Consider the following 14,713-nt stretch of genomic DNA (forward strand, 5'->3'; position numbering starts at 1 on the left):
AAGATGCCCTAAATTATTCCTTAAATAGACTCAGTTGTTGGTAGCGATCGCCCTCCGACTCCTCTACCTTAGTTAGATCGGGAAGCGTCAACGGGATGCGAGGATAGGTATTTCGATCCGTGAGATCGCGCTCTAACCATTGCTGAAACACTTGTTCTCTGGGATCTTCAGGACAAACTAAGCCATAGATGCGTAGGCGTTTTTGCGAACCCTTGAGACTCGTGCAACGTTGATATTCTAGACTATAGCCTAAGAGGTTAATGAAACGGCGCATAATCATAATTCCAGAGGAATTTTTCGCTAGTCCAATACCGAAGAGCGATCGCACTTCCTGACGGTTCGAGAGAGCAATGTCCTGTAACTGCTGCAAATCGATATCGGTATTCATAAATACGCGCTCTGCATCGGCAATTAAACCGGGAATGCCTAAAAGTTCCATCGCACCAATCTTTGACCCCAATTGAGAGCCGTTGAAATCGGGTAAAAAGAGACCACCGGATCTCCGTGATAGTAACTCCCGTGCCATAGCCGTATCGCGATCGGCTAAATAGGGACGGCCGACGGTGAGAAAATAATGATACTGCAATTGCTCGTACCAGCCGCGATCGTCTAAGCTGACTAACTCCGGAGTCACGGGAATTCCATACTTTTGCCACAATTCCTGATGGCGAGATCGGTGTCGTTGATCGGGGGTTTGACTACTGCGATGGCACATCTCTTGCGGGGAAATCACGGAAGTCAGTTGAACCGTGGAATGGGCGATCGCTTCACATTCTGCCTGATAATTTTGCGCCAACACGCGATCGATCATAGTCTTTAAGCTCGGTTCGCTCTCCTCTTCTGGCGCTTGCGTCTGCTCTACTGCGGGTTGACAAACATGACCTTCAGCCATTAATCCGCCGATCGCCGCTTCGCGATACCGCGCCATTCCCCCATTAAACCGTACTGCCAATTTGGCCCAAGTCATGAGGGACTCTGCTTGAAATCCTAAGTCTAAACCATCCAACTGGGTAAAATCGGACTGTTGCAACAGGCGAATATTCATCTGAGTTAACCGATGTTCGCAACTGAGTAAACTGGCAAGAGAGGTAGATCCATTTCCCACCCGGTTAAAGCCATAGGGAGCCACCCAGAGATATCGAGGCACAGTTTCCCTGACTCGTGACAGAGCTTGGCGGACAGAGTTCTCGGCTTGGATGCCTTGGGCGATCGCCCACACCGAGGTAAAATGACCCCGAAGATCGATACTCACGCCGGTTTCAATGGCTGGAGAAGCCAAAACGCCATCATACTGACTCAACAATTCATCTAAACTCTGGCCGCGATCCATACAACCATAAGCGGGATGAGTTGGATCGGACAACGTTTCCGAATCAATGCGCAAAAACCGATGCTCAGGAAATCGCTGCTGTAGATAGCTCTCTAGGGTAATGGTTCCCCACTTACTGCCCCGTTTCTGAGCCGATAAACAGACCATTGGTCGTCCCCCAGCCGCAATATGATGGGCTAAATCTTGGACTAGGCGCTCTGGGGTTTTATCCTCATAGCTATATACCCGCCAAGCCTCTTGGGCGCTCGGTTTCCAGGTATTTTCCACCACCGCTACATCCGGGTCAATTCCAGAGAGGGCAATCAAATAATCTAGGGCAATATCACTTAAGTCTGCATCGGCTACCCAAACTTGACCGCTGCCCCCTAAAACGTTTTGGATTAAGGTTTTCAAGGTATTGAGAATAGCCACCCGGTGACGACGACAGGTGCTGGAATTTAAACCATGCCACAGTACTTGCTCGATTTCATCAATCACCACCAGGGCATTTTGCCACTCTTGGGGATTAAACTGGGCGCGGGAGTTGGGATGCAGCGAGTCAATGCACAGCACCACCCCCGGATCTGGAGAGGCTTCACCCGCAAGCGTTGGAAGGCCAAACCGAGTCGCTAAAGATTCTACCAGTTGCACCCGATGACTGATGACAAGGACGGGTTGTCCTGCGCGTTTGGCTTGATTAACGATGGTTTCGAGTAGTTGGGTTTTCCCGGTTCCTTTCGCAGATTTGATCGCTACCAGTTGGGCGCTTTCCGGTAGGGGAAGAGTGGCCGGAAAATAGCGGTCATTGAGGGTGAGGGTGCGGGGATAGGTGAGCTGTTGGGTGATGGTGGCTTTCCAGCGCTCAAAGGGGATGGCTTGGCTGTAGGCTTGGTGAAAGCGGGCTGAACTTTGGCTGGCGATCAGATCGTCTACTCCTTTTCCCCATTCTGGGTTCCAGGTGACGATCTTGACTTGACATCCGGCTTGTTGCAGGAGATACCCCATGCGGCGAATGGCGGTTTGAACGGCGCGTAGGGTTTGGGGTTTGGTGTCTTGGTCGAAGACCATATATATGGGTCGGTTGGCAGCGATAAAGGGTTGCAGTTCAGGGATAAGATGGGGATGACCGATGCGCCGACCTTGGTTATTTTTGGGGATACGATAGCCACTATGGATACCGGGAAGGGCGATCGCTCCATAGCCTGCGGTGAGCAGAGCGCCGGCTTTTTTGGCTCCTTCGGTAATGCACAGGGGAAGGCTGGGATTATCTTTTACCCACTGCCAAAAGCCGCGATCGGAGTGTTCGGGCTGGATCTGTTCGGGGGTGAGGGGGACGTTTCCCCGGTTGGCGATCGTTTGCCAGATGGACTGGGTAACTCGCAGGGCAAAGAGTCGGGTGGGGGTTTTGGGGGGATGTTCGTATTTGATCGGTTTGCCATCTGCATAGCGCGGTTGAGCGGGTTTGAAGCATCCCCAGTCCTCATCTTCTCCAGTAATGGGGTTAATACCGGAACACCACCATCCCCCTTGCCGAAGATGTTGATAGCGTTGCATAATGGTAGCTCGCAACCGGCCATCTTTACGGCGGGGCAGGTCGTCTGCGTACAAGAGATAGTCGTAGGGGGTTTGTCCTTCGAGGGGGATGACATTCAGGCGGGTAAGCTGGAGATCGACTCCACTGGCTTCCCATTCAAGTAGGTGGTTCACGGCGGTTGCGTTGGCTTGACTAGAGATAGGGGTATTTATCGTAAACCACACTATCTGTAGTTGGCAAGTCAGTTAACGAAGATTTATGACTCTAGATGTAGGGGGCGTTTGGCGATCGCCATAGAGAAAGGTAGCGAGCAAGATGCTCACACTGCTCTATGACCTCATTTTTAGCTGTGTCACGGCACTACTGCTATGGTGAATATGGGGGCAATGAATCGATATTTCCTAAAGCAAAATTCAGCATTTCTTCCCCCTGAGATACCAGTTGTTCCACATCAGTTTCTGAAATATCGAGTTCGGTGTTGTAATCAGCTCTTAATCGGATTCTTTCCGCATCAATGAGATAGCGATGTAGCTCAACCGGAATGCGATTAGTGCGAGCAAATATCCTACCAAAAGCGGCGATAACTGCTGAATGTTTAGAGTAGGACAACCCTTCGCCTTCTAAAAATGCTGTGGCAATGTAAAACATAGCGTAGTAAGTGCGCGATGCCGCAAAATCGGGAAAACCTGTACGGTTTAACTCTCTGGCAGCTTGTAGACTGCGATTCGCTTTTTCCAGCAATTTTTGCTGTTCTGGTGTCATAGGGGTATTCCTTCTCGGCGGATGTTACGAAAGAAGCTATTGTTATACTCTTGGAATTGGCGACTACTGGCTAAAGCACAGCTTATCAAGGTATTATGTTCTAAGCATAAATCGGCAATAGTTTTGCTAATTCTGTTGCTCTCTTCAGAATATTGAAAGTCTTGTTTCAGAATGATTAAAATATCGATATCTGAGTCAGATTCTGCATCCTCTCTTGCTTGAGAACCATAGAGAATAATTTGGTCAATTTGCTGACCATATAGGGTTTTCAGTTCTTGACAGGTTTGGTTTAAGATAGTGTTAAGAGTTTCTTTGGTCATCTTTGATTTCAACCGGTGATCTTTCCAATTGTTTATCATTACCGTGCAAAGCGCTATAGTGTTTAATTACGGGTTCTAGAATCAACTGGAGGTGTTTAGAGTCTAGAGATTTTTGAATAAAGCCCCGTTTTCTTAAAGAGTAAATGGTGGCTAAAAGATTGAGGTCTGAGGGAAATGGTTCTGAAGGAAGGTTAGACAGATCGCTGATGTACTCTTGATGAGCTAAGTAGGATAATAGAGATTTTTCAGAAGCAGATAAACGCTCATAATGGTCTCTGATAATAATTTCTATATCGCCTAAAAATAGCTGAGAATAAGATAGGAATTGGACGACACTACCATTAAATAGGTCTTGGATCGTAGCAGCAATAATGTTAAGCCATGAAGGATTTTGACTGTAGCGGTTGATGAGTTCTAACCATTGCTCTGGATCGTTTAATCCTCTATTTTGTAAGATCTCTTGCGCTAGTTCGATAGAACCGGATAATAGGAGACTATGACCAGGACGATTTTCGGCTTCTAGGGTGGCTATTTCTGGGGGTTGTTCCCAACTGAGGAGCAGTATGCAACTGTTGTGGGGCGATCGCCCAATATCTTGCAGCAGTTTACCATAATTCTGGTATTCGGGTAAGTAGCGACCAACGAGTTCCCCAGGGGTGAGGGTTTCGTGGAAGTCGTCAAGGATAATGAAACAACGGTGCGATCGCAAGTAGTCCAGTAGTGAGCGATGTTCGCTTGTTTCTCCTTGGGAGAGGAATTGGATTAAGCCAGTTGTGAGGGCGTTAAGATTGGGAAAGGTGCGGTGACTATACCAGATTAGGCGATCGAAATGCTCTGCGATCTCGTCTACGACTTGGGTTGCAAGGGCGGTTTTTCCCATTCCCGATAATCCATAGATGGTGATAATGGCGCTATTTTCGTTGAGTATCCAGTGTTTGAGCGTGTTGAGTTCCTCTGTACGGTGGGGATAGAGGCGATCGTATTTGGGGATGTGGGTGCGATCGTGAATTTTATTGGGTTGATTGACTATAGAATGTAATTCCTTTTTTCCATTTTTATCAGAATTCCCACTTTTACTACAAAGATGGATCTCACTTCCAAAAATTTTACTTTGTGCAAAATTGCCAACGCTTGAATTGGAAATATAGTATCTTTCCATTGCAGCGCGGAGATTAGATTTATTAACTTTTTCCTCCAACTCTTCCGATAAAAACTTGTACAACTCACCCGCCACCCTCTTCACATTCGCTTCCGTACAATGATATTCCTCCGCTATTTCCCGATACTTCTGGTTATTCCACACCCCCGTTAACACTGCCTGCTCCAGATTATTAAAATGCGATCCCGTTTTCGCCAGCATTAGCTCATCAGCCCAGTCAACAATTTTTTCGACATCCATTACAAACTTCACACATAAAATTTTGTACATTCTACCGCTTTTGTGATTCCTTTACAACTTTTCTTGACTAAACTAGACTTTTATATCACAAAATAAAACAACTTAGAAACTGAAATTATATTCTATAATAGTCTTTTTTTGACTTGAAAAAAGTTGAATAAAGTTTACCATAAGATTGAAGTATTAAATACAACGATATCCTAGCTTAGGGTTCGATAGACTATGCATTACATTGCAGTAGCTGAGAATGCACATGATTCTTGTATCACAATTGCCAATGATTGCAATATTATTTTACATTTAGAGATAGAACGCTTTTTCAACCACAAGCGCTACAGATTTAATAAAAGTTCTACATTGTTTTCCATTATATCTCTGCTTATTCATGAACTTAAAATTAATGATAATATTACATTTATCATTAGCAGACATAATGGAGAAAAACTATATCCTGAAATCATTGAATACATTTATAGAAATTTTCCCAAATCACAGATAGAAGAAGTGCAACATCTAGATTGCCATGCATCCTTCTGCTACCTTACCAATTTTGATGATGCCTTGGTTTTAGCAATGGATGGTGGTGGAGACTATCGAATACCCCTACATAAAGCAAACTCTTTTATCTATCACTACAAAGACAAAAAGTTAAACTTTATAGAATCTCCATTTAATCAAGGTTTTGATGGATTTGATGGCAAGCTCTGGGCAATCATTGCTTATAAACTATTTAATGATGTCAACGCTGCTGGCAAAGTAATGGGTTTAGCAGCATATGGTGAATTTAGCGAACAATATAAAGAGGTATTTTTAAATAATAAGTTTTCTCATTTAGGATGGGTATTTGATCGGGAGTCTTTAGATAGGCTTTGTAGTTATTTAGATGTTCAAACCCCACATGATGCAGCTTCTCTAGCTTTTACACTGCAAAAAATGTATACCGAAAACCTAATTAGTACACTACAAAATTATAGACATTACTCAGATAATTTGGTTCTAACAGGAGGATGTGCGTTAAATGTGATCGCCAATACTAAGCTAGGCGAAGCATTAGGATACAAAAATATTTATGTTCCATCTTGTCCAGGAGATGAAGGACAGTCTCTAGGGGCATTATTATACTACTTTAGTTCTCAAAATAAAAAAATGCCTATTACTAACCTTCCGTATTTGGGTCGGGGAATTGAAAATAGTCCTATTTCTGATTCAATTTATAAAAAACTAACTGAACTAATGCTAAATGGCAAAGTTGTTGCTTGGCATATGGGACGCTCTGAAACTGGCCCTAGAGCGCTAGGACATAGAAGCTTATTAGCCATTCCAACGACAATGGAATTAAAAACTATTGTTAGTGAAAAAATAAAAAAAAGAGAATGGTTTCGACCGGTTGCACCAGTTGTGTTAGAAGAGTATGCTTCGGACTGGTTTGATGTCCAATATAGTTCTCCTTATATGTCATTTACCGCCAAAGCTAAACCCAAAACCAAAGAACTTGCTCCTGCAATAGTTCATGCAGACGGTACAAGCCGTATTCAAACTTTATCTCGATCCCATAATCCTGAACTACATGAGTTGATTTCAAGAATCTATGAAATCAATGGAATCCCTATCCTTATGAATACCTCATTAAATTGTGCTGGTTTTCCTATTTGTGATACAGAAGAACATAGTCAAAACTTCTTTGTTTCTACAGATGTTCATATCTTGAATATTAATGGCAAGGTTTATATCAAATAACTAATCTAAATTTTTGAGGGGACTAGAAACTCAATGAAAAAAATACTGATCTATGCTGCTCCTTTTTCTTACGGGCCAACCGGCAAGGCATTATCTTTAGCAAGCCACTTAAAAGATGATTACAATATTGATTTTGTTGCCTATGACACTAGCTGGGAACTAATTGCCTTAGATGGCATGAGTATTTCAAAACAAAGTCAGCTTATCCCACTAGAGAATTTAGACGATCAAACACTGTTACAATATTCTTTGATTATAAGCTGTAGTGATTTAAGTTTAGCATTAAGAGCTAAAAGCTTAGGAATCAAATCAGTTATGTTTGACTCTGTTTTTTGGTGGCGCTCCCCGAATATAGAAGACATAATTTCCATAGATGCTTATATAGTTCAGGATTTTTTGGGTGTTGACCATGAAATTAAATTACTTGGCAAACAGCCTTGTAATCTTTATAAGGTAGGTGCAGTACATCGATAAAATCGAGAATAGATCTAATTCCAACAAGCAAATACTTATCAATTATGGTGGTATTGAGTCACCATATATTAAAGTTCCTAAAAATTCAAAATATCCTTTCATGATTACAGACTCTTTATCACAGTTATTCACAGATAAATCAGAATTTAATTTTATTGTAACCGGCAAAAATCATATAATGCAAGCATTGGCTAATAAATACAAAGATTATAGGAACGTTCGATTTGAAACTCTAGAACATCATATTTTCCTGTCCTGTATTGCAAGTAGTGATTTAGTAATTACAACACCAGGAATTGAAACTTTTTATGAAACTGTTTACTTTGGAAAAAGATCTGTACTACTACTGCCACATAACTCTACTCAATATTTACAACTTCTGGCATTGATAGATGCAGGAATTGAAAGTCCTGTATGTAATTATAATCATTATGGTAAAAACTATACATACAAACGACATATTAATGAATCTGAAGAAGTCAAAGCTGTTCTTAAAAATTTTAACGATCTTTATTCTTATTCGCTACATTTAAATAAATACATAGATAACTTATACCAATTAATTGAAACTCGATTGATTGAGCCTGATATTTATGAAATCAATAAACAACAATATTTAAAAAATATTGGAACCAATGGTGGTCAATCAATTGTGAAAATTGTTGAAGAGCTAATTAACTAAGATTTTAGTTCAATCAGGAAATTTTATGAAAATTTTATTGACAATGCATATGCCTTATTTGCCTCCATTAGGTGGAGCAAATAAGACTATCCGATATTTAGCTGAGGAATTAGCATTACGAAAGCATTCAGTAGTCGTTATTGTACCTGCTTTCGGAGACCCTCCGGGTGGCGTGACAAAAGATCAATTTTTCAATGAGCAACAAAAACTTAGTATCTGTTCTCATCTCAATCAAGGAGCATATATATTTTCTCTTAATTATGTCAAAGTTCATGCTGTAGCAGATACCATAAATCTTAGTGATTATTTAAATAATGAAATACAGAAATTTCAGCCTGATTACATAATAGTTACGGCTGAGGATACTACACAAGAATTACTAAAAACGTCTCTAAATCTTAAAAAATATCCTGTGATTTGTTTGGCACAGACACCATCATTATTACCCTTTGGTTCTCATTCTTTCTATCCAGATAGACAAAAAATATCTGTTTTAAAACAAGTAGATGCATTTATAGTTAATAGCTACTTTCTGTCTAATTATGTTCGTCTGTGGGTCGATATTCAAGCAATTCCTATCTATTTACCTGCTTATGGCAAACCACCCTTTCCAAATTTTGCTAATTTTGAAAAGGGTTTTATAACCTTGGTTAATCCATGTGACTTTAAGGGGATTTCAATATTTATAAAACTAGCCAATCAATTTCCTGATTTAAAATTTGCAGGTGTTCCAACATGGGGAATAACTGATCGTGAACTATCTCTCCTTCAAGCAAATTCAAATGTTTCTATACTTCAACCATCTTCTGATATCAACAAAATCTTATCTAAAACTCGTATTTTATTAGTTCCTTCACTATGGCTTGAAAATATCCCACTGGTTATCATTGAAGCAATGCTTAGAGGTATTCCTGTTATTTCTAGTCAAGTTGGAGGAATTGAAGAAATTAATCTAGGAACTGGTTTTATACTACCAGTGAATCCAATTACCAAAGTTACTCATGGTTTCAAGCAAAATAAAACTATGATTCCGGTTGTACCCACTCAAAATATTAAACCTTGGTCTGACGCTATTATTCAACTTACTTCAAGTAGAGAATTATACTATAGTCAATCTCAGTTGGTCAGAATTAGAGCTAATAATTTTATTGATTCAATTAAGATTGAAAATCTTGAAAATCTCCTAAATTCACTTGATTAAGTCCGATTTTTTTCTAACGTTTGCAAAGTTTTTATATCCTCTTCAAATTCTTCAACATCATAATCAATACAAATACCGCGACTAGCAATTTCTTTCTGAAACTCTAACAAGTGCATTCCGGCTAAATGACGCGCTTTGCCTATACTAATTCTATCTTGTTGGAAGAGCCTAATCGCAATTTCCAGCTTCAACTGTGCTTCAGACATTTCAGAAGCTTGGAGAATATCATCTGGAATGAGAACAGCCATGTTTTAATTATCCCGTGAATGGTTTAGACTCGATCGTAGCTTAATCTATAGCGATCGCCGATCGCACCGGCTCTTGGCTTAAGGGTGAATAATCGGCTACAATTCCTTCTAGGGTCAATCTGGGCGATCGCCTTTTTGCGCGATTAATCTGTATTACAGGATACTCTGGACTCCTTGGGTTCAATTGCCTTGGCTAGACGGAGCGATCGTATCGTATTCTAGTTTAATACTCATTTATTCCATACTTCTGGTTTAGGTTAACATACAATGACTCTTCCCAACTTTATCCTTCTAGGGGCAGCAAAATCCGGGACTAGCTCTGTCTGGAATTACCTCAAACAGCATCCCCAGGTGTTCATGTCTAATCCTAAAGAACCTAACTTTTTTGTCTTTGAAGGGATGAAGTTACCCCCATTTATCGGGCCAGAACCTCCAGAAATTTTGTGTAAAAGATTATATCAAAACACGATTACTGATTGGCAAAGCTATCAACAATTGTTTGATAGGGTCTCTGGAGAAAGTGCCATTGGCGAAGCCTCAGTCAGATATCTTTATTTTCCCCAAGCCCCGGAAAAGATTAAGAACTATCTTCCGGATGTAAAAATGATTGTTATGTTACGAAATCCGGTGGATCGGTTGTATTCTCATTATGTGATGAATCTCCGGCATTTACTAGAACCTTTATCCTTAGAAGATGCTTTAGCCCAAGAGAAAGAGAGAATCAATAATCGTTGGGGTTGGGATTGGCATTATACTCAAGTGGGGATGTATTCAGAACAAATTAAGCGATATTTAGATTACTTTCCCCCAGAACAACTGAAAATTATTGTATATGATGATTTTCGCCAAGATCCCCTAGGGACAATGAAGGAAGTGTATCAGTATCTAGGGGTAGATGATACTTTTGTCCCAAATGTTGAAGGACGAAAAAATCAAGGATATTGGCCGAAAAATAAATTAGTCCATCAGTTTTTATATACCTCTAATTCCTTAAAGTCATTTCTAGAAAAATGGCTCCCACGGTCTTTATCTCAGAAGTTAATCAAAAACTTGAAGCAATGGAATAGTGCCCCTATTCCCGCCTTATCCATGGAGTTAAGACAATCTCTGAATGAAGTCTTTCGGTCTGATATTATCAACCTTAAAGAGATTTTGCATCGAGAGATTGCTTGGTTAGACTCATGAGCTTAGACTTGCTGGATAATTAAGAGTTTATCAATTTCTGGGTTGGGAATGTCTTGAGTTTTTCCATTGGGCCAAGTGACTTGAATGGACTCAACTTTATCTTGCTGTCCTAAACCAAAGTAGAGTCGGTAGTGACCTTGAGATCGCCAAGCCCCATCTGCTTGACCAACTTGCTGGAATTGAGTCCCATTTTCGGTAATGACTTTAACTTTACCACCAATAGCGACTGTATTGCCCGCAGCCCCTTTCAATTCTATTTGTAACCAATGGTTCTCATTTCCAGGATTTCGATAGAGCAACACTTTAGACTTGCTAGATTTGCTTAATTCAGCAATATCCTCGGCTTTCTTTTGTTGTTTTTCCCACCAAGACATTTCTTCTGATTTACCGATCAGTAAGTCGCGATCGCCATCATTATCGGCATCAAACCAAGTACAATAAGCATATCCTCCAAATGTCTTAGGTGAATTAACCTGTAATAGATTAATTTTCTCAAAGGTGTGATTAGGACGTTGGCGATACATTCCATACCGCAACGTATATAAATCAGTTAACCCATCATTATCATAATCGACCCAGTTAGCAGCAAAGGCTCTAGAAGGAAGTCCAATAGATTCGGGATCGGTAGCCGTATATTCACCTTGATTATTTGTAAATAATACACTTCCTCTTCTAGAGGCGGCAAATAAATCTAAGTCTCCATCATTATCATAATCGGCGATCGCAAGTTGATTGACTGAACTCTCCTCTTGCCCTAACTCTTCTGCAACAAAGGTTCCCGCTTGGTTTCTGTAAAGCCAAAACGTGGTTTCATCAGCCCAAAACAGATCCATATCGCGATCGTTGTCAACATCTAACCATACAAACCAACCCATATCAGACATAGCTAAATTTTTCTCTTGTGCCAGATCAATGAAACGACCTTCAGAGATTTGGCGATAGAGTTGATTCGCTTGCAAAGAATTTGGCGGCCAATGCCGTCCACACATAGTATAAAGATCCAGCAGATTATCTTGGTCAAAATCAACCCAAGCCACTTGTCGTGCTGCACAACCTTGTTTTTTTAACCCAACTTGTTCAGCAATATCTTCAAAGCCAGATCGGGTTTGCAACATTAATTCATCAGTAGCATTAGGTGCAAGTTCTGGCATCTTCCCAACCATACCACCCCGTACAATCACCACATCTAAATTTCCGTCATTGTCATAATCATTCCAAGCCATACCATGCCGATCCATATGAGGTAAGGCATTAATCGGAGGTAGGGAAAAATCATGGGAGGGGGGAGATCCAAACTTAGAATCGATATAAACCTGGGTTAAATCCGATTCAGAATTGAGTTTGAAAAATGGTGGGAAAAAAGGATAAGATGCGGGAAAGGCGATCGATAAACGACCATTGCCTTTGATCTGGAAGTTCACCAACCTGACTTTATCGAGTCCCCCAGATAAAGCATTCGTATCATTGATTTTAATGGATAGATCGCCCGAAGTTACGGGAGTCGCTGATAGAGGGACAATGACTAATCCACTAAAGTCTTCTGGATTGGAGAGATTTTGGGCAGCGATCGTTAATTGATAGTTATGCCAATAAATGTATAATCCAGGATCTTGTCTATTCAAAAGCAGATCAGAAACAGGTTGCTCTGTAACTTCATAATTTTGAGGAAATCCTAAATCATAAATTTTATTTTCAAATCCTTGACCTTGCTGATTAATATCGAAAATTTGCCGGGCGTTATGATTGGCAGAATAGATATCTAAATAGGTATCTTGATTAATATCAGCCACCCCTAAATCAAAGAGAGAATAGACAGAGTCCAGATTTTCTTGAGTATAACCAGAATCAATATTTAATGGATACTGATCCAGATCTCGCTGTGTCCATAGGATAATAGATAAACTCACTAATCCAAGAATAAATAATATAAGAATATTGCGTTTCATGTTCACACTCTCTGTTTATGTTTATTTAGGATTTATTTTCTCGATAATTTCTCTAGAAATCATCCGACGACGACGATACCATGTCGCCATACCAATTAATAGGCCAGAAAGAGCAAATGCTGCCAATAAAGGCAAAATTTCTCCAGTTTGAATTGCCTTAACACCTTCACTTCCCAATAGAATAAAAGGAAACAGACCCAATATCGTTCCGATCGCTGTGCCTAACAGATAATCTTTAAAACTGACTGATGTTAAACCCGCCGCAAAATTAACGATTCCGTAAGGAATAACCGGCAGCAGGCGAATAGCAAAAATATAGAATACACCTCCTTGATAAATTTCCGCATCCATAGCTTTCCAATAACCTTTAAGCTTATCAGACACCATTTTTTGCCCGTTTATTCGAGTAAATCCAAAGCCAATTAAGGCAGAAATAATGGACGCTAAACTCGTCCAAAATAATCCCAACCAAGGCCCAAATATTACTCCCCCCATCAAATTTAGAGGTGTAGTTGGTAAAATTAGCAAGGTTGAGATGATATAAATCATCATAAAAAAGAGTGGAGTCCAAAATCCTGTAGATTCTAGCCAAAGCTCCAGTTTTGAAGAATCAACTCCCGCCAACCCGTAAACCCCTGCTAGAGTCACAATAATACTAATAACAAAAATAATCAGAAAAATACCTTTCATTCAACCTAATAAAGATCGGCTATCTATTTTGGCTTTCAAGACTCGCCAGGACATCCAATTTTATTGAATTCACAAAGTCTACTTCTTGACGATTATTTTTTGCCCAAATTTCTCTATTGATACGATCTTTATCCAGAACATCATCTATATTTTTAGGAGTTAAAAGAAGCCCAAAATCATCAAACTCTTTTTTCTCTTCATTACCTAAAACACGATTCACAACCAAGTCCCCAATCGGCTTTATATAATGAGAGTCATCAACATAATTATTCATAGTTTCAGATAGGGGTTCAGTCGTAATACTATTATAATTGAAAAAATCCCAAACAGGCGCGATCGAAACCATTCGTCTTTTCCAATCTTCCAAAACACTCCATTTCCCACTGGCATAAATTGATTCTAGTCGAATCGCATGAGCAGGAGAAAAATAAATAATCAATTCTACATTATGTTTTTGACACAGATCAACAATTTTTTGAAACTCGTGAATATATTCTTCTGATAGTTTATAATCATGATGTAACTTAAAATAAAGTTTTGTAGATCCCTCAAATCGAATGGTTGTATTACCGTCCTCTTTCTTGAAGTAAGGCAAGAACCCCTGTTGTGATAATGCTTCTTCATTCTCCGATCCTTCTACACTTGCTTCAATAGTTTCTTGGCTCGCTTCCAGGGTATCTAAAGATAACAGAGTATTGAGAAAATCTTCAAAAACAATATGTTTTTTTTCTAAACGAGACTCAGTAAAACTGGGCTGATTGTCTAAATTTTCATTAAACATAAAGAAATCCAACCCTAAAATCACTCTCTGTAAATTTGGATTATTCACGAGTGTGTGCTCAACATATCTCCTCAGTTCATAAATATTTGCACCATTAAGACCTAGGTTATAAACAGGGGCAAAAGTTTGTAGGGATGGATGATTGGGATCTAAAGCTCTTTTCATTCTGGATGAGCCAAGTAAAATAGTATTGGGTTTAAGATGAATAATCTCTATGGCTTTATAGAGCCTATCATTATTTTCCTTGTTGGGTTTATGATGATTTAATCCATAAACCACAAATTTTTCATCATATACTCCGTAGGGATCAATTATCATATTGAAGCTCCCCACGACAATTAACGGTAGGGCCATAAATGAAAAGAATAAAATATTAAAAAATATGTGCTTTTTGTCTTTTCTTTTAAAAGGCAGATTACTTTTATAGATCATTTTTGATTCATCG

Annotated in this window: 14 protein-coding genes; 5 read left to right on the forward strand and 9 right to left on the reverse strand. The window is 39.9% G+C overall.

Translation table 11 applies throughout. The annotated features are described in order from the left end of the window. Positions 1-13 precede the first annotated feature (13 nt). From PN466_RS23615 to PN466_RS23630, 4 genes are all read right to left on the reverse strand, one after another. Positions 14-3,016: a plasmid replication protein, CyRepA1 family gene (locus PN466_RS23615; RefSeq protein ID WP_271944610.1), complete on the reverse strand. Its 3,003-nt coding sequence runs from the start codon at positions 3,014-3,016 to the stop codon at positions 14-16. 193 nt (positions 3,017-3,209) lie between these two features. Continuing rightward, positions 3,210-3,605: a HEPN domain-containing protein gene (locus tag PN466_RS23620; protein WP_271944612.1), complete on the reverse strand. Its 396-nt coding sequence runs from the start codon at positions 3,603-3,605 to the stop codon at positions 3,210-3,212. Beyond that, complete coding sequence (locus PN466_RS23625) at positions 3,602-3,925, reverse strand: nucleotidyltransferase domain-containing protein (RefSeq protein WP_271944614.1); 324 nt, start codon at positions 3,923-3,925, stop codon at positions 3,602-3,604. The genes PN466_RS23620 and PN466_RS23625 overlap by 4 nt, the downstream gene beginning before the upstream one ends. Next, complete coding sequence (locus tag PN466_RS23630; protein ID WP_271944616.1) at positions 3,906-5,324, reverse strand: NB-ARC domain-containing protein; 1,419 nt, start codon at positions 5,322-5,324, stop codon at positions 3,906-3,908. Before PN466_RS23630 ends, PN466_RS23625 begins: the two co-directional genes overlap by 20 nt. Positions 5,325-5,546: 222 nt before the next feature. Between PN466_RS23630 and PN466_RS23635 the strand changes: the two genes are divergently transcribed. Genes PN466_RS23635 through PN466_RS23650 form a run of 4 tightly spaced genes read left to right on the forward strand, consistent with a single transcriptional unit; the run spans position 5,547 to position 9,418 of the window. After that, entirely contained in the window at positions 5,547-7,061 is a 1,515-nt protein-coding gene (locus PN466_RS23635; protein WP_271944618.1) for a carbamoyltransferase C-terminal domain-containing protein, read from the forward strand. A 33-nt stretch (positions 7,062-7,094) separates the two neighbouring features. Further along, positions 7,095-7,535 carry a hypothetical protein gene (locus PN466_RS23640; RefSeq protein ID WP_271944620.1) on the forward strand — a complete coding sequence of 147 codons (441 nt, stop codon included), beginning with the start codon at positions 7,095-7,097 and terminating at the stop codon, positions 7,533-7,535. After that, on the forward strand, positions 7,519-8,217 hold the full coding sequence (locus PN466_RS23645; protein WP_271944622.1) for a hypothetical protein: 699 nt from the start codon (positions 7,519-7,521) through the stop codon (positions 8,215-8,217). The genes PN466_RS23640 and PN466_RS23645 overlap by 17 nt, the downstream gene beginning before the upstream one ends. A 25-nt stretch (positions 8,218-8,242) precedes the next feature. Then, positions 8,243-9,418, forward strand: coding sequence for a glycosyltransferase family 4 protein (locus PN466_RS23650; protein ID WP_271944624.1), 1,176 nt, complete (start codon positions 8,243-8,245; stop codon positions 9,416-9,418). Here PN466_RS23650 and PN466_RS23655 read toward each other — a convergent pair. Next, entirely contained in the window at positions 9,415-9,666 is a 252-nt protein-coding gene (locus PN466_RS23655; protein ID WP_271944626.1) for a UPF0175 family protein, read from the reverse strand. The genes PN466_RS23650 and PN466_RS23655 overlap by 4 nt on opposite strands. A 40-nt stretch (positions 9,667-9,706) precedes the next feature. Further along, complete coding sequence (locus PN466_RS23660; RefSeq protein ID WP_271944628.1) at positions 9,707-9,850, reverse strand: hypothetical protein; 144 nt, start codon at positions 9,848-9,850, stop codon at positions 9,707-9,709. A gap of 83 nt (positions 9,851-9,933) precedes the next feature. Here PN466_RS23660 and PN466_RS23665 point away from each other — a divergent pair, with 83 nt between their 5' ends. Then, positions 9,934-10,851 (forward strand): sulfotransferase family protein, encoded by a 918-nt coding sequence (locus tag PN466_RS23665; protein ID WP_271944630.1) that lies wholly within the window; start codon positions 9,934-9,936, stop codon positions 10,849-10,851. A gap of 2 nt (positions 10,852-10,853) precedes the next feature. Here the strand turns inward: PN466_RS23665 and PN466_RS23670 are convergent, their stop codons facing one another. From PN466_RS23670 to PN466_RS23680, 3 genes are read right to left on the reverse strand one after another with little or no spacing between them, the layout of a single operon-like run. Then, positions 10,854-12,797, reverse strand: a complete 1,944-nt coding sequence (locus tag PN466_RS23670) for a CRTAC1 family protein (protein ID WP_271944632.1) — start codon at positions 12,795-12,797, stop codon at positions 10,854-10,856. 21 nt (positions 12,798-12,818) lie between these two features. After that, positions 12,819-13,487 (reverse strand): TVP38/TMEM64 family protein, encoded by a 669-nt coding sequence (locus PN466_RS23675; RefSeq protein ID WP_271944634.1) that lies wholly within the window; start codon positions 13,485-13,487, stop codon positions 12,819-12,821. 19 nt (positions 13,488-13,506) lie between these two features. Further along, positions 13,507-14,700, reverse strand: a complete 1,194-nt coding sequence (locus PN466_RS23680) for a hypothetical protein (protein WP_271944635.1) — start codon at positions 14,698-14,700, stop codon at positions 13,507-13,509. Between the last annotated feature and the right edge of the window lie 13 nt (positions 14,701-14,713).

The organism is Roseofilum reptotaenium CS-1145 (genome assembly GCF_028330985.1).
Taxonomy (GTDB): domain Bacteria; phylum Cyanobacteriota; class Cyanobacteriia; order Cyanobacteriales; family Desertifilaceae; genus Roseofilum; species Roseofilum reptotaenium.

Excerpts from the sequence above, each read along its gene's own strand:
- PN466_RS23680 (WP_271944635.1), bottom strand. The coding sequence starts at position 14,700 with ATGATCTATAAAAGTAATCTGCCTTTTAAAAGAAAAGACAAAAAGCAC.
- PN466_RS23665 (WP_271944630.1), top strand. The coding sequence starts at position 9,934 with ATGACTCTTCCCAACTTTATCCTTCTAGGGGCAGCAAAATCCGGGACT.
- PN466_RS23675 (WP_271944634.1), bottom strand. The coding sequence starts at position 13,487 with ATGAAAGGTATTTTTCTGATTATTTTTGTTATTAGTATTATTGTGACT.
- PN466_RS23670 (WP_271944632.1), bottom strand. The coding sequence starts at position 12,797 with ATGAAACGCAATATTCTTATATTATTTATTCTTGGATTAGTGAGTTTA.
- PN466_RS23640 (WP_271944620.1), top strand. The coding sequence starts at position 7,095 with ATGAAAAAAATACTGATCTATGCTGCTCCTTTTTCTTACGGGCCAACC.
- PN466_RS23635 (WP_271944618.1), top strand. The coding sequence starts at position 5,547 with ATGCATTACATTGCAGTAGCTGAGAATGCACATGATTCTTGTATCACA.
- PN466_RS23630 (WP_271944616.1), bottom strand. The coding sequence starts at position 5,324 with ATGGATGTCGAAAAAATTGTTGACTGGGCTGATGAGCTAATGCTGGCG.
- PN466_RS23625 (WP_271944614.1), bottom strand. The coding sequence starts at position 3,925 with ATGACCAAAGAAACTCTTAACACTATCTTAAACCAAACCTGTCAAGAA.
- PN466_RS23650 (WP_271944624.1), top strand. The coding sequence starts at position 8,243 with ATGAAAATTTTATTGACAATGCATATGCCTTATTTGCCTCCATTAGGT.
- PN466_RS23655 (WP_271944626.1), bottom strand. The coding sequence starts at position 9,666 with ATGGCTGTTCTCATTCCAGATGATATTCTCCAAGCTTCTGAAATGTCT.
- PN466_RS23620 (WP_271944612.1), bottom strand. The coding sequence starts at position 3,605 with ATGACACCAGAACAGCAAAAATTGCTGGAAAAAGCGAATCGCAGTCTA.